At 66.5% G+C, this 21569-nt stretch carries 18 protein-coding genes; 10 read left to right on the forward strand and 8 right to left on the reverse strand.

Going from position 1 to position 21569, the window contains the following annotated elements; translation table 11 throughout:
- Nucleotide 1 precedes the first annotated feature (1 nt).
- The 4 genes from CRO39_RS04450 to cmk form a co-directional block, all read right to left on the reverse strand.
- Nucleotides 2-277: a LapA family protein gene (locus CRO39_RS04450; RefSeq protein ID WP_097120619.1), complete on the reverse strand. Its 276-nt coding sequence runs from the start codon at nt 275-277 to the stop codon at nt 2-4.
- A gap of 100 nt (nt 278-377) precedes the next feature.
- On the reverse strand, nt 378-683 hold the full coding sequence (locus CRO39_RS04455; RefSeq protein WP_097120795.1) for an integration host factor subunit beta: 306 nt from the start codon (nt 681-683) through the stop codon (nt 378-380).
- A gap of 78 nt (nt 684-761) precedes the next feature.
- Nucleotides 762-2441, reverse strand: coding sequence for a 30S ribosomal protein S1 (gene rpsA / locus CRO39_RS04460; RefSeq protein WP_097120620.1), 1680 nt, complete (start codon nt 2439-2441; stop codon nt 762-764).
- A 243-nt stretch (nt 2442-2684) separates the two neighbouring features.
- Nucleotides 2685-3353, reverse strand: coding sequence for a (d)CMP kinase (cmk, locus tag CRO39_RS04465; RefSeq protein ID WP_097120621.1), 669 nt, complete (start codon nt 3351-3353; stop codon nt 2685-2687).
- A 156-nt stretch (nt 3354-3509) separates the two neighbouring features.
- Here cmk and ykgO point away from each other — a divergent pair, with 156 nt between their 5' ends.
- The 8 genes from ykgO to CRO39_RS04505 all read left to right on the forward strand — a co-directional run bounded on the left by ykgO (nt 3510) and on the right by CRO39_RS04505 (nt 10537).
- Entirely contained in the window at nt 3510-3635 is a 126-nt protein-coding gene (ykgO, locus tag CRO39_RS04470; RefSeq protein ID WP_010342887.1) for a type B 50S ribosomal protein L36, read from the forward strand.
- 258 nt (nt 3636-3893) lie between these two features.
- Nucleotides 3894-4223, forward strand: coding sequence for a hypothetical protein (locus tag CRO39_RS04475; RefSeq protein ID WP_097120622.1), 330 nt, complete (start codon nt 3894-3896; stop codon nt 4221-4223).
- A gap of 48 nt (nt 4224-4271) precedes the next feature.
- Nucleotides 4272-5318, forward strand: coding sequence for an agmatine deiminase family protein (locus CRO39_RS04480; protein ID WP_097120623.1), 1047 nt, complete (start codon nt 4272-4274; stop codon nt 5316-5318).
- A 166-nt stretch (nt 5319-5484) separates the two neighbouring features.
- Entirely contained in the window at nt 5485-6456 is a 972-nt protein-coding gene (locus CRO39_RS04485) for an aldo/keto reductase (RefSeq protein WP_097120624.1), read from the forward strand.
- An 8-nt stretch (nt 6457-6464) separates the two neighbouring features.
- Nucleotides 6465-7775, forward strand: a complete 1311-nt coding sequence (locus tag CRO39_RS04490; RefSeq protein WP_097120625.1) for an NTP/NDP exchange transporter — start codon at nt 6465-6467, stop codon at nt 7773-7775.
- 87 nt (nt 7776-7862) lie between these two features.
- On the forward strand, nt 7863-8747 hold the full coding sequence (locus tag CRO39_RS04495; protein ID WP_097120626.1) for a carbon-nitrogen hydrolase: 885 nt from the start codon (nt 7863-7865) through the stop codon (nt 8745-8747).
- 10 nt (nt 8748-8757) lie between these two features.
- Nucleotides 8758-9288 carry a GNAT family N-acetyltransferase gene (locus CRO39_RS04500; RefSeq protein WP_097120627.1) on the forward strand — a complete coding sequence of 177 codons (531 nt, stop codon included), beginning with the start codon at nt 8758-8760 and terminating at the stop codon, nt 9286-9288.
- The gene (locus CRO39_RS04505; protein WP_162125689.1) at nt 9281-10537 is read left to right on the forward strand and encodes a TraB/GumN family protein; all 1257 of its coding nucleotides are present in this window, start codon (nt 9281-9283) and stop codon (nt 10535-10537) included. Before CRO39_RS04500 ends, CRO39_RS04505 begins: the two co-directional genes overlap by 8 nt.
- 119 nt (nt 10538-10656) lie before the next feature.
- Here CRO39_RS04505 and CRO39_RS04510 read toward each other — a convergent pair whose 3' ends face one another.
- The 3 genes from CRO39_RS04510 to CRO39_RS04520 are packed head-to-tail and all read right to left on the reverse strand — an operon-like array spanning nt 10657 to nt 18406.
- Nucleotides 10657-13749: an efflux RND transporter permease subunit gene (locus CRO39_RS04510; RefSeq protein WP_097120796.1), complete on the reverse strand. Its 3093-nt coding sequence runs from the start codon at nt 13747-13749 to the stop codon at nt 10657-10659.
- A gap of 2 nt (nt 13750-13751) precedes the next feature.
- Nucleotides 13752-17270, reverse strand: coding sequence for an efflux RND transporter permease subunit (locus CRO39_RS04515; protein WP_097120629.1), 3519 nt, complete (start codon nt 17268-17270; stop codon nt 13752-13754).
- Entirely contained in the window at nt 17267-18406 is a 1140-nt protein-coding gene (locus CRO39_RS04520; protein WP_097120630.1) for an efflux RND transporter periplasmic adaptor subunit, read from the reverse strand. Before CRO39_RS04520 ends, CRO39_RS04515 begins: the two co-directional genes overlap by 4 nt.
- A 439-nt stretch (nt 18407-18845) precedes the next feature.
- Between CRO39_RS04520 and CRO39_RS04525 the strand changes: the two genes are divergently transcribed.
- Together CRO39_RS04525 and CRO39_RS04530 are read left to right on the forward strand one after the other, a co-directional pair.
- Nucleotides 18846-19241, forward strand: a complete 396-nt coding sequence (locus CRO39_RS04525) for a c-type cytochrome (protein ID WP_097120797.1) — start codon at nt 18846-18848, stop codon at nt 19239-19241.
- A gap of 7 nt (nt 19242-19248) precedes the next feature.
- Nucleotides 19249-19677 carry a c-type cytochrome gene (locus tag CRO39_RS04530; protein ID WP_097120631.1) on the forward strand — a complete coding sequence of 143 codons (429 nt, stop codon included), beginning with the start codon at nt 19249-19251 and terminating at the stop codon, nt 19675-19677.
- Nucleotides 19678-19903: 226 nt separating this feature from the next.
- Here CRO39_RS04530 and CRO39_RS20435 read toward each other — a convergent pair whose 3' ends face one another.
- Nucleotides 19904-21565 (reverse strand): hypothetical protein, encoded by a 1662-nt coding sequence (locus CRO39_RS20435; protein ID WP_097120632.1) that lies wholly within the window; start codon nt 21563-21565, stop codon nt 19904-19906.
- Nucleotides 21566-21569: the final 4 nt, after the last annotated feature.

Raw genomic sequence — 21569 nt, forward strand, 5'->3', positions numbered from 1 at the left:
CTCAGATATCCGTGCCTGTGGAGGCGGGCGGCATTGGCGTCTGCGCGGCTTTGCCGGCCTTGCGCAACCGGGAATACAGCGGCAGGACCAGCGTCGCGAACACGATGGCGCCGCCGATGATGACCCCCGCCAGCAGCGACACGATGATCGCGGCACCGGATGAGGTTGCGAATTCGGTAAACAGGAAATTGACCCGGACCGGCTGGGTATTGAGCACACCCACCACCAGGCCGACAGCCAGTAGCACGAGGGCGATGAGCAGGCGGAAGACATTCATCAGGCGACTCCTTGCGACAGAGCGGTTAGAGCGGGTTATGGACGCTCTAGCTTAGCCGACAGCGCCGGGCGCAGCACCCGCGAGACAGCGGATGGCAGGCCTACTCGCCGTTTTCTTCGATCGGCGCGACACCGCTGACGCGTTCGCGCAGTTCCTTGCCCGGTTTGAAATGCGGTACATGCTTGGCCGGCAATGCGACGGATTCGCCGGTCTTGGGGTTGCGGCCCACCCGCGGCGGGCGGTAATGCAGCGAAAAACTGCCGAAACCGCGAATCTCGATCCGATCCCCCTGCGACAGCGAACCGGCCATCATTTCCAGCAGCGCCTTGACGGCCAGATCGACGTCTTCGGCCTTCAGATGGGGCTGGCGGCGGGAAAGGATTTCGATGAGTTCGGATTTGGTCATCGCATGCGGCATCAGGCGGGTACGCCCATGGCCGGCCCGGGAAGAACCCCGGGCCGGATGGGAACAGACTTGCTTGGCTTACTCGGACTTGTTGCCGTCCAGCTGCGCACGCAGCAGCGCGCCCAACTGGGTGGTACCGCCGGAAGCGGACTGGTATTCCTCCAGCACTTCGCGCATCTCGGCATCGTCCTTGGCCTTGATCGACAACTGCAGGGTACGGCCCTTGCGATCCATGCCGATGAACTTGGCTTCGATCTTGTCGCCGACCTTCAGGTGCTGGCTGGCATCGTCCACGCGCTCGGCGGCGATGTCGCGCGCCATCACGTAGCCTTCGATGCCGTCGGCCAGTTCGATGGTGGCGCCCTTGGCGTCGACTTCCTTCACCGTGCCTTCGACCTTGGAGCCCTTCGGGTGCGCCGCCATGTACTGGCCGAACGGATCCTGCTCCAGCTGCTTGACGCCCAGACTGATGCGCTCGCGTTCCGGATCGACCGCCAGCACCACCGCTTCCACGGTGTCGCCCTTCTTGAAGTTGCGGGCCAGATCTTCGCCGGTGGAGTTCCAGCTGATGTCCGACAGGTGAATCAGGCCGTCGATACCGCCGTCCAGGCCGATGAAGATGCCGAAATCGGTGATCGACTTGATCTGGCCGGACACCTTGTCGTTCTTCTTGTGGATGGCGGCGAAGGTTTCCCACGGATTGGCGGCGACCTGCTTCATGCCCAGCGAGATGCGGCGACGCTCTTCGTCCACGTCCAGCACCATCACTTCGACGTCGTCGCCGACCTGCACGACCTTGGACGGATTGACGTTCTTGTTGGTCCAGTCCATTTCCGAGACGTGCACCAGGCCTTCGACGCCCGGCTCGATCTCGACGAACGCGCCGTAATCGGTGACGTTGGAGACCTTGCCGAACACGCGGCTGTTGGCCGGGTAGCGGCGGGCGATGTTGTCCCACGGATCCTCGCCCAGCTGCTTCAGGCCCAGGCTGACGCGGTTGCGCTCACGGTCGTACTTGAGCACGCGCACGTCCAGCTCCTGGCCGACTTCCACGACTTCGGACGGATGGCGCACGCGCTTCCAGGCCATGTCGGTGATGTGCAGCAGGCCGTCGATGCCGCCCAGGTCGACGAACGCGCCGTAGTCGGTGAGGTTCTTGACCACACCCTTCAGCACCACGCCTTCCTGCAGCTTGTCCATCAGCTGCTCGCGCTCTTCCGAATGCTCGCTCTCGACCACCGCGCGGCGGGAGACGACCACATTGTTGCGCTTGCGGTCCAGCTTGATGAGCTTGAACTCGAGTTCCTTGCCTTCCAGGTAGCCCGGGTCGCGCACGGGGCGCACATCGACCAGCGAGCCCGGCAGGAACGCGCGGACGTCCTTGATGTCGACGGTGAAGCCGCCCTTGACCTTGCCGCTGATGCGGCCGGTGATGGTTTCGTTCTTCTCGAGGGCTTCTTCCAGCTCGTCCCACACCATGGCGCGCTTGGCCTTCTCGCGCGAGAGGACGGTTTCGCCAAAGCCATTCTCGAGGGAGTCGAGCGCGACTTTCACTTCGTCGCCCACGCCCACGTCGATTTCGCCGGCGTCGTTACGGAACTGTTCGATCGGCACGATGCCTTCGGACTTCAGGCCGGCGTTGATCACCACCACGTCGTTGCGGACTTCCACAACGGTGCCGATGACGATGGCGCCGGGCTTCAGCTTGGCCAGATGGGTCTGGCTCTGTTCAAACAGTTCTGCGAATGATTCGGTCATTGTTGATTACTCGGTTGGACACACGGGCAGGTGTTCGCCGGACCGGCGATTCCCCCTGCCCACCCTTTCGGCACGCAAGTGCCGTGTGCTGGAGTGGATTAACCGCCACCGCGACGACCATCGCCGCGGGACGGGGCTTGTTCTGCTGCGCAACATCATTCCCGCGCCGACCGGAAAACCGTCCCGCCCCCAGCTTTCCGACGGAAAGCCGAAGAAGCCGGAGTAGTCGCAATGAAGCCGCGGCTACGGGTTCACCAAGGCCAGTACGCGTTCCACGACCTGTTCTATGTCCAGTCCGGTGGTGTCGATGAGGACGGCGTCTTCGGCCGGCCGCAGGGGCGCCACCGTGCGCTGGGCATCACGGGCGTCGCGGGCGAGAATCTCGCGTAGCAGACCGTCCAATGTAACCGAAACCCCTTTGTCTTTCAACTGCTTATAGCGCCTTTTCGCGCGTTCCTCGGCGCTGGCGGTCAGAAACACCTTGAACGGGGCATCCGGGAAGATGACCGTACCCATGTCGCGGCCGTCGGCGACCAGCCCGGGCGGCTGCCGGAACGCCCGCTGGCGTTCCTTCAGCGCAGAACGCACCTCCGGGAAAGCCGCGATTGCCGAGGCTACCGCCCCGGTGGTTTCCAGCCGCAACTCGTCGGTGGCATCGACATCGTTGACCAGGACCCGCAGGCCATGCTCGGCATCGCTGAAGCTGACCCGGGTATCGAAGGTGCAGCGCACCAGCGCCGCAGGGTCGGAGATATCCAGGTTGGCCCAGCTGGCGGCCACCCCCACCGCCCGGTAAAGCGCGCCCGAGTCCAAGTAGTGCCAGCCCAGTCGGCTGGCGACGATACGGCTGACGGTGCCCTTGCCCGCCCCGGAGGGGCCATCGATCGTCAGTACGGGAATGCTGTCCGGCATGTTGGCTCCTGATTTTTCGGCCATTATGCCGTGCCGCCGGGCGCCGCTCCGCCTCCGGCCATCGCCGCGCCTTGCAAGCGCTTGATATGGCGGGAGAAAAGCCGTTAGAATAGCCGGCTTACTGTTTATCCCATTACTTACGCCGAGGTTCTATCCATGAAGGTCCTGTCCTCCCTGAAGTCGGCGAAGGCCCGTCACCGCGACTGCAAGGTGGTCCGCCGCCGCGGCAAGGTCTTCGTGATCTGCAAATCCAATCCGCGTTTCAAGGCGCGTCAGCGCTGAAACCATAAGGCACGCCCAAAGCGCGCCACTGCTGGGATTCGGGTTTAGCCTCAACGGCGGCGCCAATACCGTGCGCCGCTGCCGGCCAAAGAAAGACCGCCTACGGGCGGCTTTTCTTTATCCGGCCCCGGGGCGTTCCGGCATCCGGGCGCATGCCGACGCGCTCACCGTCACGATTACTGCACAACATGGCGGCACGGCGGTTTTTTGTTGTCGCCGTTTTGCTATAAAGACGCGTCTTCCGGGGGAAACCGCAGCATGAACCGTCGCGCTTACGCCATACCTTTGATCGCCCTGCTCGGCCTGGCCGGCACGGCCTCCGCCGATACGCTGCTGATCGACCGCGCCGCGGAAAAACCCGCCGAAGCGGTGCCGGTGCGCGGCCAGACCGCCGCCCAGGTCGAGGCCCGTTTCGGCGCCCCGCAGCAAAAGCTGGAACCGCGCGGCGGGCAGAAGCGCCAGTGGCCGGTGATCAACCGCTGGGTCTACCCGGCTTTCACCGTCTATTTCGAGAAGAACCGCGTCATCGACGTGGTCGCCAACCAGGCCGGGCCGGAGGAAATCGGGCCCAAGCCGCCGATACGATGATGCGATTGCTCGCAGCAAGCCGGACATGCCTGGTGCGGAGATAACCAGATGACCGACGCTTTTCGCTTTCCCGCGGAATGGGAGCCCCAGTCCGCGGTCCTGATCGCGTGGCCGCATGCCGACACCGACTGGGCCGAACGCCTGGGCGCGGTCGAGGATACCTATGTCGCGCTGGTCGCCGCCGCCACCCGATTCCAGCCGGTGGTGATCTGCGTGGCCGATGACGACCTGCAGATCTACGCCGAAGCCCGGCTGCGCTCGGCGCGGGTGGATATGGGGCGGGTGCGTTTCGTGCCGTCGGTCGAGTACGACGACACCTGGCTGCGCGATTCCGGCCCGATCACGCTATGCGGCGATGGCCCGCGCTTCAAGCTGCTGGATTTCCGTTTCACCGGCTGGGGCGGCAAATTCGAAGCCAGTCGCGACGACCTGCTGGTCGGCGAGTTGTCCGGCTTAAATGTATTTCATAACTATTTCGTCCAAAGCATTGATTTTGCTCTAGAAGGTGGTGCCATCGAGACCGATGGTGCGGGTACGCTGCTGAGTACCTGGCGGTGCCTGCACGAACGCCATCCGGAGGCTTCCCGCGAAAGCGTCAGCGCCCGCCTGTGCGAATGGCTGCACCAGGACCGCGTGCTGTGGCTGGACCATGGCTATCTGGAAGGCGACGACACCGATGCGCATATCGATACCCTCGCCCGCTTCGCCCCGGACGACGCCATCGTCTTCCAGGCCTGCGACGACCCCGCCGATGCGCACTACGCCGAGCTTGCGGCGATGGCTGCCGAACTGGCCGCGCTGCGCACCCGCGAGGGCAAACCGTACCGGTTGTTTCCGCTGCCGTGGCCCAGGCCGATCCTCGATGGCGGCCGTCGCCTGGCCGCCTCGTACGCCAACTTCTTGATCATCGACGGCGCGGTACTGATGCCGGCCTACGGCGATGCCGCCGATGAGGTCGCCGCTGCCGTGCTGGCGCAGGCATTCCCGCGGCGCGAGATCGTGCCGGTGCCGTGTCGTTCGCTGATCTGGCAGAACGGCAGCCTGCACTGCATCACGATGCAGTTGCCGGCCGGACTGCTGGCGCCGGTGGAGTAACAAAACCGCCAACGGTTCGTCGCAACGCGGACTCGCTTGGCCGCACGTCGACAATTTGTTTACATCTCGATGCGTCCGATGGCCGATAACAGCGGCCCAGGCCGTGCCGTCAATCCCCGAGCAGGCCTGCCCGGAGACTGACGACTCGCTCTAGACGGAGACTGCCATGTACACGCGACGCAAGTTCCTGACTTCGACCGCCATTGCCGCTGCCGGCATTTCGCTGGCCGCCTGCCGGGAGCAGGCCCAGGCCAATGGCGTACCGCAGAGCGCCGCCCCCGCGGCGGCACCGGCCACGGTTGCGTCGGCCGGCGTCCTCAACTCCCGCGCGATTCCCTCGTCCGGCGAAAAAATCCCGGTCATCGGCATGGGCACCTCCGGCAGCTTCGAGGTGGGCAACAGCGCAGAAGAACTGGACCCGTTGCGCGAGGTGCTCAAGCGCTTCTTCGCCGCCGGTGCGACCGTCATCGATACCGCGCCGACCTACAGCGTGGCCGAAGACGTGATGGGCGAGTTGCTGGCCGCGCAAGGCCTGACTGCACAGGCGTGGTTGGCGACCAAGCTGTCCGGCGTGAGCGGCCGCGATGCCGGCCTGGCCCAGTTCAACGACAGCCTGCGCCGGCTCAGGACCGACAAGGTCGCGCTGTTGCAGGTGCATAACCTGCGCGATGTGAAAACCCAGTTGGCGCTGGCGCGCGAACTGAAGGCCGAAGGCAAGGTGCGCTATGTGGGCGTCACCCACTATGTCGAAAGCGCGCAGGACGAACTGGCCGATATCGTGCAGGCGGAAAAACCGGATTTCCTGCAAATCAATTATTCGGTGGTGTCGCGCGGCGCCGAAAAGCGCGTGCTGCCGCTGGCGCAGGATCTGGGCGTGGCGGTGATGATCAACCGCGCGTTCGAAGACGGCAAACTGTTCGCCCAGGTCAGGGACAAAGCGCTGCCGGAGGCGGTGGCCACGGCGGGAGTGAGTTCGTGGGCGCAGGCCTTCCTGAAGTTCGCGCTCAGCCATCCGGCGGTGACGGTGGTCATTCCCGCCACCGGTAAACCGGACCGGCAAAGCGATAACCTGCTTGCGGGATACGGACCGGACCTGGATGAAGCGCAACGCCAAGCGCTGATTGCGGCATTCGCCTGACCTGCAGGATGAGCGTTCCCCCCCAGCCGCCAGCGCCGCTGCGCTTTCTCGTCCGTCTGTTCAATGTCGAACCGCACGAGGCGCCTGCGGTGGCAGCCGGACTGGTGATGTTCTTTCTGCTGTTCACCGGTTATTTCATGCTGCGGCCGGTGCGCGAAACGATGGGCGTGACCGGGGGCGTCGACAACCTGCAGTGGCTGTTCACCGGTACCTTCCTCGCCACGCTGGCAATGCTGCCGCTGTTCGGCTGGATCGCGTCGAAGGTGCCGAGGCGACGGATTCTGCCGTGGACGTTCGGTCTTGTCGTGCTGACCCTGCTCGGGTTTGCGCTGGCGATGCTGCTGCGGCCGGACAATCTGTGGGCCGCGCGCGCGTTCTACATCTGGATCTCGGTGATCAACATGCTGATGATATCGCTGGCCTGGAGCGTGCTGGCCGACGTGTTCGTCAGCGGCGAGGCCAAGCGGTTGTTCGCATTGATCGCCGGCGGCGCCAGCCTGGGCGGGCTGACCGGCCCGCTGCTGACCACGCTGCTGGTCGCGCCTGTCGGCCATGGCGGTCTGCTGTTGCTGTCGGCGGCATTCATGAGCGGAAGCGCCGTCGCCGCGATCTGGCTGCATCGCTGGCGCGATCGCCATCCGTTGCCGGCCGGGCTCAATGCCCCCGAGCAGCGCCGCAAGCCGCTGGGTGGCAATCCATTCGCGGGCGCCACCGCGGTCTTGCGCTCGCCCTACCTGCTCGGTATCGCCGCGTTTGTGGTGTTGCTGGCCAGCGTCACCACGTTCCTTTATTTCGAGCAGGCGCGGATGGTGGCCGAACACTTCCCGGACCGCACCCGCCAGACCCAGATATTCGGCCTGATCGACACCGTGGTGCAGACACTGGCCATCCTGACCCAGGTGTTCCTGACCGGCCGCATCGCGCAGAAGCTGGGCGTGGGCGTGCTGCTGGTGGCGGTGCCGCTGATTGTCGCCGCAGGTTTCCTGTGGTTGGCGCTGGCGCCGGTATTTGCCGTGTTTGTGGTGGTGATGGTGGTACGGCGCGCCGGCGAATACGCCTTCGTCCGCCCAGGCCGGGAAATGCTGTACACCGTGGTCCCGCCCGAACAGAAGTACAAGGCCAAGAATTTCATCGACACGGTGGTCTACCGCGGCGGCGATGCGATCAGCGCCTGGGTCAAGCGCGGGCTGGATCTGATGGCCGAAAATCCGGCGCTGGCGATGTTCATCGGCGCCGGCATCGCCCTGGTCTGGGCCTTTACCGGCGGAGCGCTGGGGCGTTGGCAAAGGCAGAAGGAGGCTGCCGAGGCTCGTTGCTGAGCGTGTTCATCCGGCGTGGGCCTGCCGCGCCCGCTTCCGCGCTAACATGGGCGATTCTCCCCCCACGCCCTGCCCGCAAACGCTACGATGACCCGCAAGACCCTGCCTGTTGCCCTGATCCAGGAAAAAAACCACGGCGACGCCGATGCCAACCTGGGCGTCATCGAGGCCCGCGTGGCCGAAGCCGCCAAGCGCGGCGCGCGGCTGGTGCTGCTGCAGGAACTGCACAATGGCGCGTACTTCTGCCAACACGAGTCGGTGGCCGAATTCGACCTGGCCGAGCCGATTCCCGGCCCCAGCAGCGAGCGCCTTGGCCAACTGGCCAAGCAGCACGGCGTGGTGCTGGTCAGTTCGCTGTTCGAGCGCCGCGCCGCCGGGCTGTACCACAACACGGCGGTGGTCTTCGAAAAGGACGGCAGCATCGCCGGCAAATACCGCAAGATGCACATTCCCGACGATCCGGGTTTCTACGAGAAGTTCTATTTCACCCCCGGCGACATGGGATTCACGCCCATCGATACGTCTGTGGGCCGGCTGGGCGTACTGGTGTGCTGGGATCAGTGGTATCCGGAAGCCGCGCGCCTGATGGCCCTGGCCGGCGCCGAACTGCTGCTCTATCCCACCGCGATCGGCTGGGATCCCGACGATGCCCAGGACGAGAAGAACCGCCAGCGCGATGCCTGGATACTCAGCCACCGCGGCCATGCGGTGGCCAACGGCCTGCCGGTGCTCAGCTGCAACCGCGTCGGCCACGAACCCTCGCCGCTCGGCGCTTCCGGCATCCGGTTCTGGGGCAACAGCCATGTGCTGGGACCGCAGGGCGAGTTCCTGGCCGAGGCCGGCGACGAAGCCGAAATCCTCAGCGTCGACCTGGATCTGGCGCGCAGCGAGGACGTGCGCCGCATCTGGCCTTTCCTGCGCGATCGCCGCATCGACGCCTACGGCGACCTGTTGAAGCGCTACATCGATTGAGAACCGCGGCTTGAACCTGACCCTGCGCGACGCCACGCCGGCCGATATCCCGGCCATTACCGCCCTCTATGCAGACGAGGTGCGCGAACGCGTCGCCACCTACGAGTACGACGTGCCCGACGAAGCCGAAATGGCGCGGCGGATGCGCGAACTGCAGGCGGCCGGCTACCCCTACTTCGTCGCCGAACTCGACGGGGCCTTCGCCGGCTACGCCTACGCCAGTTCCTACCGCAGCCGCATCGGCTACCGCTGGACCGTCGAAGACACCGTCTACATCGCGCCCGCCGCGCAGGGCCGCGGCGTCGGCAAGGCGCTGCTGGCCCGCTTGATCGACAGCTGCGAAGCCAAAGGCTACCGGCAGATGGTCGCGGTGATCGGCGAGCCGGCCAATGGCGCCTCGGTCGCCCTGCACCAACGGCTGGGCTTCCGCACCGTCGGCGTGTTCCATGGCCTGGGCCGCAAGCACGGGCGCTGGCTGGATACCGTACAGATGCAGCGGGCGCTGGGTAGCGGCGACCGCGATGCCCCTCCCAATGAATGAGCCAATGACCACCGATATTTCCGTTTCCCTGGCCGCGCAGGCGCTGGCCAGCCAGCCGCACCGCATCGTCGAACGCGGCGGCGTGAGTTTCGCCCTGCTGGGTACCGCGCATGTTTCGAAAACCAGCGTCGATGCGGTGCGCGCGGCGATCGCCAGCGGCGAATTCGACGCCGTCGCCATCGAACTCGATGCCGGGCGCCTGCAGTCGATCAGCGATCCCGATGCGCTGGCCAGGCTGGACCTGATCAAGGTGCTGCGCGAGGGCAAGACCCACCTGTTCGCAGCCAACCTGGCGCTGTCGGCCTACCAGCGGCGCCTGGCCGAACAACTGGATGTCGAACCAGGGGCCGAACTGAAGGCGGGCGCCGAGGAAGCGCGCCGGCGCGAGCTGCCGCTGCACCTGATCGATCGCGAAGTCGGCCTGACCTTCAAGCGCGCGCTGCACCGGCTGAGCTGGTGGGGCCGCACCAAGATCAGCGCCGGCATCATGGCGGCGATGCTCGGCGACGAGGAAGTCGGCGACGAGGAAATCGAAAAGCTCAAGCAGGGCGATCTGCTGGAAGCCAGCTTCGGCGAATTCGCCACCGACAATCCGGCGCTGTACGACACCGTGATCGCCGAGCGCGACCGCTACATGGCCACGCGTCTGCGCCAGGTCGCCGAGCAGGCCCCCGCTGGCCGCGATGGCGAACCCTACCGGGTACTGGCGGTGGTGGGCGCCGGCCATCTGCAGGGTCTGGCCGAACACCTGCGCGAAGACACCGCGCCGCCGGCCAGCGTCCTGGCCGAACTGGAGCATCTTCCCAAGAAGAGCGACATCCCGTGGTTCACCATCGCGCTGGCGGTCTTCCTGCTGTGCGGTTTCGTCTGGGGTTTCTGGCAGGGCGGCATCGATGTGGGCTCGGACCTGATCGTGCAATGGGTGCTGGCCACCGGCCTGCTGGGCGCGCTTGGCTGCGCGATTGCCGGCGGCCATCCGCTCAGCATCCTGGCGGCCTTTGTTTCTTCGCCGCTGACCCCGCTGCATCCGGCGCTGGCATCCGGCACCGTCAGCGCGCTGGTGGAAGCGACGCTGCGCAAGCCCACCTATGCCGACTTCATGGCCCTGCGCGATGACGTGCAGAGCTTCCGCGGCTGGTGGAAGAACCGGGTGGCAAGGATCCTGCTGAACTTCTTCCTGACCAGCCTGGGTACTGCCATCGGCGTCTGGACCGGCGGCCTGCGCATGCTGGGCAAGTTGTTCGGCTAGACGGAGCCGCGGCTGCGGGCGACGCCGGTTGTCCGCCGCTTCCGTCCAGAAGATTGCGGCAGCTGACACGGCGGCACCGCCGTGGAACCGGGCCAGTCCGGCCCGGCTCCGTGCAACCGTCACTCGCTATGGATGGCCGCTACCGCTGCGGCCTGCGGACCGCCCTTGCGGGTACGGGCGCGCCGGATCAACCGCACCGTACCGTAGCGCAGATCGTCCAGAATCGCGTAGATCGTGGGCAGGAACAGCAGGCTGACCACGGTGGAGAATGCCAGTCCACCCGCGACCGCGCGCGCCATCGGCGAGTACTCCAGACCGCCCAGCACCACCGTCTTGCTCAGCGAGATCGGGACCATCGCCAGGATCGCCGTTCCCATCGTCATCATGATGGGGCGAAGGCGTTCGCGGCTGCCCTCCACCAGCGCATCGGTGCGCGATAGTCCCTTGCGGCGCAGGTTGTTGATGTGCTCGACCATGATGATGCCGTTGTTCACCACCACGCCCATCAGCACCAGGATGCCGATGAAGGCCATGATCGTGAACGGCGTACCGGTGATCCAGAACAGCCAGAACACCCCGAAGATCGAGAACAGCACGCAGCTCATGATTGCCGACGGGAACAGCAGCGACTCGAACACCGCCGCCATCAAGATGTAGATCATCACCAGCGCCAGCAGCAGGTTGAACAGCATCTGCTTCATGCCCTCGGCGTCCTCCTGGAAACCGGAGCCCTCGAACGAATAGGTGTAGCCCGGCGGGAACTGCACTTGCTTCAGCGTCTCCTCCATCGCCTTGCGCGCATCCGGATTGGTCGTTCCCTCGGTGAGGTTGGCCTGCAGGACCAGATTGGTCTGGCGGTTGTAGCGGCTGATCTGGGTCGCGGCCGGCACCACCGAGATGTCGACCATGCTCAGCAGCGGTACGGTCCTGCCGTCGGGCGCGCGCACCATGAAGCCGGCGATATCGTTGACGCCAAAACTCTGCGCGCCCTCGAAGCGCACCCACACCGGCACCTCGGTCTGGCCACGGCGGAACTCGCGCAGTTGCGCGCCGCGCAGCGCCAGGGCGATGAAGTTGGACACTTCCTGGGCGCTGAAGCCGAACGCGGCCGCGCGTTCGCGGTCGACCCGCACGTTGAGTTCGGTGTTGCTGTCGCCCGCATCCACCCGTACGTCGCGCAGTTCGGGCCGGGCCGCCAGCAGCGGGATCACATCGGTGGCCAGATCGTTGAGCATCTGCGTGGAATCGCCGACCAGTTGCACCTGCACGTTCTGCCCGGTGCCGCCGCCCTGGTTGTTCTGGCCGCGTATGCCCAGCGTCATCCGCGCGGACTTCGGCAGTTCCTCGCTGATCTTGTCGGTGATCGCCTTGCTGTCCTTGACCTTGTCGGCAAAGGTGAGCAGCGTCGAGGCTTCGCCCTGCTCGCTGTACCAGGAGTACAGCTGGGCGATCTGGAACCGCTCGCGGTTCCGGTTGAGGAAGTCCTCCACCCGCACCACTTCCTGCAGCATCTGTTCCTTGGTGTAGCTGCCGTTCCATTGATAGTAGATGGCCGCTTCCTTGCCGCCGCCGCCGCCGAAGAAATCGACCTTGGTGCCCTTCATCGGCAGAACGCTGGCCAGCACGATCACCAGGATGCCGATCGCGCTCCAGCCGCGGTGCTCCAGCGTCCAGCGCAGGATGCCCGCATAGCGGCGCTGCAGCCGCGAAATGACGCCATCCGGATTGTTCACCGCCGGCGGAGTCTTCATCCGCGCCGACAGCATCGGGATCAGGCTGACGGCGACCAGCCAGGACGCCAGCAGCGACACCGAGATGGTGATCGCCAGCTGCGCCATGAAGATGCTGATGTTGTTGGTCTCGCCCAGCAGATTGGGCAGGAACACAATGCAGTGCGACAGCGTGCCCGCAGTCAACGCGATGGCGACGCTGCGGGTGCCCAGGACCGAGGCCAGCTTTGGCTGGTCCGGCATGCGTTCGCGTTCCTGGTAGATGCTCTCCACCACCACCACCGCGTTGTCCACCAGCATGCCCACCGCCAGCAGCAGGCCCATCAGCGTCAACACGTTGAGGGTGACCCCGGCAAAATGCATGAAGCCCAGGGTGACGATGAAGCAGATCGGAATCGCCAGCGTGACCATCAGGGTCGAAGGCCAGTGCCGCAGGAAGAAGAACAGCACCGCGATCGACAGCACCAGCCCGATCGCGCCGGCCTCGGCCAGTTCGGTCAGGGAGTCGGTAACCTCGGCGCCCATGTCCTGGATGACCTTGACGTCGATCCCGCTCATGCCCGGCTCGCCGCGGATCGTTTCGATCTCCTTGAGCACGTTGCTGGAAACCTCGACCAGGTTGGCGCTGCGTTCCTTGAAGATGTCCAGGCCTACCGCGGCGCGTCCGTCGAGGCGGCGGCCATAGTCCATGCGTTGGGGTTTGAGCCGCACCTCGGCAATGTCGCCCAGGCGCAGGCCCTGCGGATTCAGCACCAGGTCGCGCAATTGCTGCAGATCGGTCAGCTCGCCGACCGGCTGCAGGCGCAGGCGTTGTCCATCGTCTTCGATCTGCCCGGCGGAAATGGAGAAGTTGACCTTGCGCAGGCGGTCGGCCAGCTCGTTCAGGCTGAGATCGTGGGCGGTCAACCGGCTCGGGTCGATCGCGATCTCCACCTCGTTGGGCGGCGCACCGCTGACCTCCACCCGCGCCACCCCGGCGATGCGCTCGATGCGCCGCTTCATCTCGCGGTCGATCAGGTCGTACGCGCCGGTCAGGTCGACGTCGCCGGCCAGACGCACGCGCAGCACCGCCTCATCGCTGGTGGACCACTTGAACACGTAGTAACGCTGGAAATCGTCCGGCAATTCGTCGCGAATCGCGTCCAGCCGCTCGCGCGCATCGGCGGCGGCGATGGAGATGTCGCGTTCCCAGTCGGAAAACTCGATGAAGATCCCGGCATCATCGGCGCGTGCGCGGCCGCGCATGCGCTTGATGCCGGTCATCGTTGCCAGCGCCTCCTCGGCCGGGCGCAGCACCGTGCGCTCGACCTCCTCGGGCGTGGAGCCCGTATACGGCAGTTGCACGTACAGGAACGGTGCGGACACGTCCGGCAGCGCCTCCAGCGGCAGCCGGAAGGAGGCGATCAGGCCGATCGCCACCAACGACACGAAACACATGATCGTGGTGACGGGGCGCCGGATGCTGAACTCGGAGATGCTGATGCTCATGCCCGCTCCGGTGCGGCATCGCCGCCTTCGTCCAACGCGGCACCGCCGCTTCCGACATCCATGCTGCGGCCGCGCTCCCGGTAGTAGGCATCGCCGCGGCGGTCCACCAAGCCGTACACCACCGGAATTACGAACAGGGTCAGCAGCGTCGACATCAGCAGGCCGCCGATCACGGTGATCGCCATCGGCGAACGCACCTCGGCGCCGTCGCCCATGGCGATCGCCAGCGGCAGGAAGCCGAACAGCGTCGACATCGTGGTCATGACGATCGGGCGCAGGCGGGAGCGTGCGCCTTCGATCATCGCTTCGTGCTTGGCCACGCCGGCCTCGCGCAGCTGGTTGATCTTGTCGATGAGGATGATCGCGTTCTTGGTGACCAGGCCCACCATCAGGATCAGGCCGATGAACACCACCACCGAGATCGAGTTGCCGGTGATCAACAGCGCCAGCACCGCGCCGACCAGCGCCAGCGGAATGGTGAACAGGATGACGAACGGGTGCAGCAGCGATTCGAACTGCGAGGCCATCACCAGGTACACCAGGAAGATCGCCAGGCCAAACGCGAACAGCAGCGAGCGCACCGACTCGGCCAGTTCCTCGCCCTGCCCGCCGATGTGCAGGCCGACGCCGGCGCCAAGCGGATCGGCGCTGACCATCTGCCGCACTTCGGCGATGGCCGTGCCCAGATCGATGCCGCGCAGATTCGCCGAAACCACCGCCACACGCACCTGATCGGCGCGATGGATCTCGCTGGGGCCGGTGGTGGCGGCCACCTCGGCCACTGCGTCCAGCCTTACCGGGCGCGCGCTGCCGGGATTGACGATCAGCTGGCGGATATCCTCCACCGAGGCGCGATCGGACTCCTGCGCACGCACCAGCACGTCGATCTTGCGGTCGCGGAAGCTGTAGCGCGTGGCCACCTCGCCGCGCACCTTCTTCACCACCACGTCGGCGATCTGGCGCGTGGTCAGGCCCAGTGCGCCGGCGCGTTCCTGGTCGAAGCGGATCTGGATCTCGGGGAAACCCTGCTCGACCGTCGACTTCACATCGGCATAGTGCGGATTGCCGCGCAGCATCGCGGTCAGCTTCTGGCCCGCCCCCTGCAACTGCTCCAGATCGTGGCCGCGCAGTTCGATCTCCAGCGGCGTGGAAAAACTGAACAGCTGCGGCCGGCTGAAGTCGACCTGCACGCCCGGTTGCCCGGCCATCGTCGCACGCAGCCGCTCGGTCTGTTCGGCCTCGAAGCGGCGGCTGCCGCCGCCTGCCATCACCACCGTCAGCTTGCCGATGTTCTCGCCGCTCTCGGTCGGATTGGCATCCAGCCGGGTACCGCTGCCGCTGACGCCATAGAGCGATTCAACGCCATCGTCCCGGGAGTGCTTGAGCTGCAATTCGCGCACCAGCCGGTCGGTCTCGCGCAATGGCGTGCCCGGCGGCAGCTTCACCGTCATTTCGAAGCGGTCCTGCGCCAGTTGCGGTATCAAGTCGGTGCCCAGGGTCGGAATGAGCGCAAGAGTCACCGCGAACGCGGCGCCCGCCAGCGCCAGTACCCTGCCCGGCCGCGCCAGCGCCGCTGGCAGCAGTCTCAGATAGCTGCGCTCGGCGCGGGCATACGGCGCCATGGCCAGGTCGCTCAGGCGTCCCATCACCGGCGATACCACGAACACGCAACCGCGCCACAGGCGCACCACGCTCCAGGCCACCGCAAACAGCATGCCGCGCACCACCGCGCCGATTCCACGGCCGGCCAGCGCCACCGGTTTCTGCACGCGCGCATTCGGACGCCATGGCTGGCGCGCCGGCTCTTCGGGGAAAGCCAGCGGTGCGCGGCCTTTCCAGGCCGACAGCATCGGGATCAGGGTCAGCGACACCAGCAGCGACACCGCGATTGCGATGGCCACGGTCAACGCCTGGTCGCGGAACAACTGCCCGGCGATACCTTCGACAAACACCAGCGGCAGGAACACCGCGATGGTGGTCAGCGTGGAAGCGACCACCGCCATGCTGACTTCGCGGGTGCCGGTGATGGCGGCCTCGATGATGCCCAGCCCGCGTTCGCGCGCCTTGGCGATGCTTTCAAGCACCACGATCGAATCGTCCACTACCAGGCCGGTGGCCAGCGCCAGGCCGCCCAGCGACATCACGTTCAGGCTCAGGCCCAACTGATCCATGAAGAAGAACGTGGTGACGATCGATACCGGCAGCGACAGGCCCACCACCAGGGTGCTCCAGCCGTTGCGCAGGAACAGGAAGATCACCAGGATCGCAAGGCTGCCGCCGAGAACCGCATCGGCCTTGACGTCGGCGATCGCGCTGCGGATGAACTTCGACTGGTCGTCGATAACGGTCAACTCGATGTCGGCCGGGAACTGCGCCTTCATCTCTGCCAACCGCTTCTGGATGGCGTCGGCGGTGGCGACAGTGTTGGCATCGCCTTCCTTGTAGACGGCCAGTTCGACGGCTTCCTTGCCGCCCAGGCGGATGATCGCCTCGCGCTCCTTGTAGCCCTGGCGCACGTCGGCCACGTCCTTCAGGCGCACCGGCATGCCGCCGGCAACCGCGCTGGAGGACCCGCCCGAGGCGCTCTGCACCGATGCGGCTGCGGCCATGGCCGCAGCCGAGCCGGTGGAGGCGGCAATGGCCGCCATCTGCCGTGCCGCGGTTTCGGCTTCGTTGTTGCCGCCGCTCTGGGTGGTGACCAGCATCTCGCGGATGGCGGTAATGTCGGCGAACTGGTTGACCGTGCGCACCAGGTAGCGCTGCGAGCCTTGCTCGAGGCGGCCGCCTGACAGGTTGATGTTCTCCTGCTGCAGCCGGTTGACGATGGTGTCGATCGGCAGGTTCAACTGCGCCAGCCGCTGCTGGTCGATGTCGACCTGGATTTCGTCCTCCAGGCCACCGCCGACCTTGACCGCGGCCACGCCAGGCACCGGTTCCAGCTTCTTCTTCAGATCGTCGTCGGCGTAGCGGCGCAGTTCGGTCAACTGGCGGATCGCATCGGCCTCGCTGCTCGAATCCCGGGCAGCCGACAGTACCAGCCGCATGATCGGTTCGGTGGAAGGATTGAACCGCAGCAGCACCGGCGCCTTGGCTTCCAGCGGCAGGCGCAGCGATTCCATCTTGTCGCGCACCTCCAGGCTGGCCTGGTCCATGTCGGTGCCCCAGGCGAATTCCAGCACCACATCGCTCTGTCCGGCGCGCGAAACCGACTTAAGCTTGCGCAGGCCCTTGGCGACGCCGACGGCCTCTTCGACCGGCTCGGTGATCAGCGTTTCGATTTCCGACGGTGCCGCGCCGGTGTATTCGGTGCGCACCGTCAGCGTGGGATAGCTCAGATCGGGCAGCAGGTTGACCTTCAGGTCGCCCAGCGCCAGCGCGCCAAACAGCACCAGGGTCAGGGTGAACATGAAGATGGTGACGCGGCGGCGCACCGCGAATTCGACCAGTCCGCCGCGCGCGCTGTCCTGCCAGTCGCGCGGACCGGACGAGTGTGGATCGCTGGAAGAGCCGCTCATTGCTTGCTGCCTTTGGCCGCCTTCTCAACCGACGCGCTCTTCGCAGCAGCCGTCTCGCGCCCGATGATCTGCACAGTACTGCCTTCGCGCAGCGCCACCTTGCCGGCGGTGACCACCTGGTCCTTCTCCTTCAGGCCGGCACGTATTTCCGTCCATTCGCCTTCGCTGTAGCCCAGTTGCACCGGCACGCGCACGGCCTTGCCGTCGCGCACGACAAACACCGCCGGCTCACCATCGTCGAGCAGCGCCACCCGTGGCACCACCAGCGCATCGGCGCGCTGGTCGTAGTCGATGCGGACGCGGCCGAACATGCCCGGCTGCAGCATGTCATCGCCAGCGAACGCGCACACCACGCGGAACGTGCCGCTGCCGGAATCCACCACCGGGGCGATGCGGTCGACCTTGCCGGCGAAAGTCTTGCCCGGCAGCGCATCGACCTGCAGCAGCACCGGCTGCCCCGCCTTCAGTGTGGACAGCTCGCGCTCGGGCACGTTCAACGTCGCTTCCAGTTGCGAGTTGTCGATGATGCGGAAGATCGGCGTATTGATCTGGACGAAGTTGCCGGTCTTGATCGAACGCGAGGCGACAACGCCCGAGATCGGCGCTTCCACGGTGGTGTAGGAAAGTTCCAGCGACGCCATCCGGTACTGGGCGCGGGCGTTGTCCAGGTCGAACTTGAGCTGGTCGACGTCGCTGGCGCTGACCATCTGCTGGCCGACCAGCTGCTGCGCGCGGCGGTAATTGTTCTCCAGCTTGCTCATCTGCGCCTGGCTCTGGGCCACGGCCAGGCGGGCACGGTCCGGGTCCAGCCGCACCAGCGGCTGCCCGGCGCGGACCTGCTGGCCTTCTTCGACCAGCACCGCCAGGGCGACGCCGGAGGTCTTGGCGACCACCTGCGATTCGCCGCGCGCCTCCAGGGCGGCGGTGCCGGTATAGCTGGCCGCAATCGCGCGGCGGCTGGCGCTCACCGCCTCCACCGGCACGGCATCGGCCTCTTTCGGGGCATCGCCGTTCTTGGCTTGCGCTTCTGCGGCGGGGCCGCCCTTGCAGGCGGTCAGAGCCAACAGGGCGCACAGCAGGGGCACAAAAGCCAGGCGCAAGGGGAAAGGACCGGACGGGAGGTTGGCTGCGGGCATGGGTCGGGACCGTGGGTGTTGTTGTTTAGGTGTTGTATGAAGGTATATCACCTGAACGCGACTTCCATGCGCCGAAGGTCATGGTGACTTGCGTCAAGGGCTGGCATCCCCGGTTGGATGCGAAAAAGGCCGGACCGGTTGCACGAGGCGATCGGACGCATGGCGACAGCGCCACAGACCGCCGATGCGTCGCTGCGCGCCAAGCTGGCGTTGCTCCCGCGCACTCGGTACCTCACTGTCGCGCCAGGATGCCGGCAGGAGCGATCGCTGCGCCCGCTTCGGCCTGTTTCGCACGCTTCGACAGCCTAGCGCCGGCGGCGCGCACGGCGCGACCGTTCGGCGGATGGCGGCTTTGCCGGGGCGCACGCTATACTTGCGCCAGCCAAGCGCTGCGGTTGGACGTGGCGCGCGCAATTTGAGAGTCCCGGATTACGACATGATGCGACCGCTGCCGCTCGCCGCCTGCCTTGCCTTGGCCGCTGCCCTGCCGATGGCTGCCCTCACCGCCCAAGATGCCCCCGCCACTGCCGGACCAGCGCCTGCGGAAACCGCGCCCGCCGCGACCTCCGCCGCCATGCCGGTGACCGGCAGTGCCGAAAACGGCAAGCAGCTGACCTACACCTGCCAGGGCTGCCACGGCATCACCGGTTACAAGAACGCCTACCCCAGCTTCCATGTTCCGCGCATCGGCGGCCAGTCGACCGAGTACCTGACCAACGCGCTGACCGAGTACAAGAACGGCAACCGCAAGCATCCGACCATGCAGGCGCAGTCCCAGAGCTTCTCCGAGCAGGACATCGCCGACATCGCCGCATTCCTTTCCACCGTCAAGTAATCCGCCCATGCCCAACGCCAAGTACGCCCAGCGTCTAGCCATCGTCCTGCTCGCCGCTTTCGCCCTGGTGGCATGTTCCGGTGCGGAGCACAGCGCTGAAGGCGCCGAAGCCAAATCCAGTTCCGCCGGCCTGCCGACTGGCCGCATCGCGGTCGGCGAACAGCTGGCCTCCGCCAAGGGCAAGGCCACCGGCCAGAGCTGCGTGGACTGCCACGGCGCCGATGGCAATGCGCCCATCGATGACAGCTATCCCAAACTCGGCGGTCAGTACGCCGACTACCTGGCCTACGCACTGCAGGCCTACCGCGCCGGCAATCGCCAGCACGCGCTGATGACCCCGCAGGCCGCCAGCCTGACCGATCAGGAAATCGCCGACGTCTCCGCTTATTTCGGTTCGCGTCCGTCGCAACTGCGCGACCTGCACAAGGTCCACTAACACCGCGCCAGTGGCAGGCGGTCAAGGAACGGAGCCTTCGGGCTCCGTTTTCGTTTGCGGCGGCGCGATGCGCGGCACGCCGACGATTGAGCAGCCCACAAGAACAGCCGCCCGCAGATAGGAAGCGAATACCCGCGGACCGGATCGACAGGGCTGTTTTTGGCCCGGCTGTTTTCGGGCTGCGCCGCGAACGGCTCTGGCGCGAATTGCTCCAGGCGCATCCGCGTCAGCTGTCGGTTGGAATCGGTGTGCGCTTGACCGGAATCTCCGGCGGCGGCCGCGCCTGCGCCGGCTGCTCATTGAGGTTGGGGTCGAACAGTCCGCAGCCGCCGCCCAGTTGCAGCACCGACACCACGCAACGGATCTTCTTGTTGGTGCCCGGTATCGGAATCACCGTTTCGCGGATGTTCTTGCGCACCCATTCGGCCAGCAGCGATTCGTTCGGCGCCCAGTACTTGTCGAACGTGGTGGGCTCGTAGTCGTACGGCGGGCGCTGCAGCCAGGTGCCGGCCTGCTCGATCCGCTCGCGTGTCCACACATCGTTGCCGCCGCCTGGCCCGCCGCGGTCGGCGGTTTCCGCGCCGGCGTCCTCACCAGGCAGGCGTACGCTGCCGTCGGCATTGAAAAGACCCGGCGTGGTACCGGCGCTGGCGCCGGAGTCGCCGGGGGTGTTGCGCGTGGAGGCGCCCCAATCGTCGGCCCGCGCCGGCGCGGCCCAGCCTCCAGGGCGGTCGGCGGCGGCAGGGCCGGCCGCGCTGGCGCCGGGCTGTACGCCGCGTGCGGGTTCTCCGCGGCGGCTGGAAGGTGTGCCGGCGCTGGCGGCGGATTCGCTGCTGCTGCGCTGGGTGGACGTACTGGCGGCGTCGCTGGCATCGGCGGCGGCGCCTGCTGCCGATGGCCGCGAAGAACTTGGCGCGGCGATTTCCCGTTGCCTTACGCTGGCTTCGGACGTGCGCAGTTCCACGGTGGCCGGAGCGCTGTCCGGCACCGGCATCGGGCGCAGCGCAGGAACGTCGACCGGGGCGGCAATCTCGCGCTGCCGGATCTGCTGGGCCGGCAACTGCACCTGTGGCATGTCGATGGGGCGTTGCGGAATATCCCGGCGCACCGTCGGGGTTTCGGCAATGGCGATTTCGCGCACCGGCACCTGGATGTCGCTGGGGCGCACCTGCGGCGGAGCGATCTCGGTCGGCGGAACCGGTGGCGGCAATACGAATTCGCGCGTCGGTACCGGTGTCTCGGTCACCTGCAACGGCTGTTGCGATGCCGGCACGCTTGGCTCGGGGATGTCCCGGGTCGGCAACGGCGGCACTGCGGGAGGTTGCGGCGGCGCGGGTTCGGCGCTGGCGGCAGCCTGCGGTGCCGGCCGCTGCTGCGCCGCGCCCGCCGCCGCGGATGCGGAGGCCGCCGGCGCAGGGGATTGCTGTGCAGCAGGCGCGCCGCCGCCCTCTTCTTCCGGCGTGCCCTGGCCGATGAACTCGATCCTCACCCGGCTGCCTTCGCTGCTGGTCGAAGGCGGCGGCAGCCTCACCACCGCCACCAGCACCAGCAACGCCACGAACAGCAGATGCATCAACACGCTGATGGCACTGGCGGCCCAGCGGATGCCGCGCTCCTCCCGCGGCGGCGGATCCCAGGTCTGGTAGAACAACGCGCGCACCGCCTGCAACCGGTTCAGCGCTGGCGCGATTGGCCCCGGCGCAGGTGCCGCCCTACCGGCGAATGCGGCGACTACCGATTCGGCCTTTTCCCGACTGATGGTGCCCAGACGCGCAGGCAGGCCACGCATCCACAGGCCCCAGCCGTACGGCAGGCCGGTATGCCTTTCCAGCATCGGCGCCGGCCGGCGCGGCAGCAAGGCGGCAATAAGGTCGGCGGCTGTCGTCACCGGC

Source organism: Pseudoxanthomonas wuyuanensis, assembly GCF_900215535.1.
Classification (GTDB): domain Bacteria; phylum Pseudomonadota; class Gammaproteobacteria; order Xanthomonadales; family Xanthomonadaceae; genus Pseudoxanthomonas_A; species Pseudoxanthomonas_A wuyuanensis.

What these genes read in the sequence shown, in the direction of transcription:
- CRO39_RS04450 (WP_097120619.1), bottom strand. Translation starts at nt 277, where the DNA reads ATGAATGTCTTCCGCCTGCTCATCGCCCTCGTGCTACTGGCTGTCGGC.
- CRO39_RS04455 (WP_097120795.1), bottom strand. Translation starts at nt 683, where the DNA reads ATGACCAAATCCGAACTCATCGAAATCCTTTCCCGCCGCCAGCCCCAT.
- rpsA (WP_097120620.1), bottom strand. Translation starts at nt 2,441, where the DNA reads ATGACCGAATCATTCGCAGAACTGTTTGAACAGAGCCAGACCCATCTG.
- cmk (WP_097120621.1), bottom strand. Translation starts at nt 3,353, where the DNA reads ATGCCGGACAGCATTCCCGTACTGACGATCGATGGCCCCTCCGGGGCG.
- ykgO (WP_010342887.1), top strand. Translation starts at nt 3,510, where the DNA reads ATGAAGGTCCTGTCCTCCCTGAAGTCGGCGAAGGCCCGTCACCGCGAC.
- CRO39_RS04475 (WP_097120622.1), top strand. Translation starts at nt 3,894, where the DNA reads ATGAACCGTCGCGCTTACGCCATACCTTTGATCGCCCTGCTCGGCCTG.
- CRO39_RS04480 (WP_097120623.1), top strand. Translation starts at nt 4,272, where the DNA reads ATGACCGACGCTTTTCGCTTTCCCGCGGAATGGGAGCCCCAGTCCGCG.
- CRO39_RS04485 (WP_097120624.1), top strand. Translation starts at nt 5,485, where the DNA reads ATGTACACGCGACGCAAGTTCCTGACTTCGACCGCCATTGCCGCTGCC.
- CRO39_RS04490 (WP_097120625.1), top strand. Translation starts at nt 6,465, where the DNA reads ATGAGCGTTCCCCCCCAGCCGCCAGCGCCGCTGCGCTTTCTCGTCCGT.
- CRO39_RS04495 (WP_097120626.1), top strand. Translation starts at nt 7,863, where the DNA reads ATGACCCGCAAGACCCTGCCTGTTGCCCTGATCCAGGAAAAAAACCAC.
- CRO39_RS04505 (WP_162125689.1), top strand. Translation starts at nt 9,281, where the DNA reads ATGAATGAGCCAATGACCACCGATATTTCCGTTTCCCTGGCCGCGCAG.
- CRO39_RS04515 (WP_097120629.1), bottom strand. Translation starts at nt 17,270, where the DNA reads ATGAGCGGCTCTTCCAGCGATCCACACTCGTCCGGTCCGCGCGACTGG.
- CRO39_RS04520 (WP_097120630.1), bottom strand. Translation starts at nt 18,406, where the DNA reads ATGCCCGCAGCCAACCTCCCGTCCGGTCCTTTCCCCTTGCGCCTGGCT.
- CRO39_RS04525 (WP_097120797.1), top strand. Translation starts at nt 18,846, where the DNA reads ATGCGACCGCTGCCGCTCGCCGCCTGCCTTGCCTTGGCCGCTGCCCTG.
- CRO39_RS04530 (WP_097120631.1), top strand. Translation starts at nt 19,249, where the DNA reads ATGCCCAACGCCAAGTACGCCCAGCGTCTAGCCATCGTCCTGCTCGCC.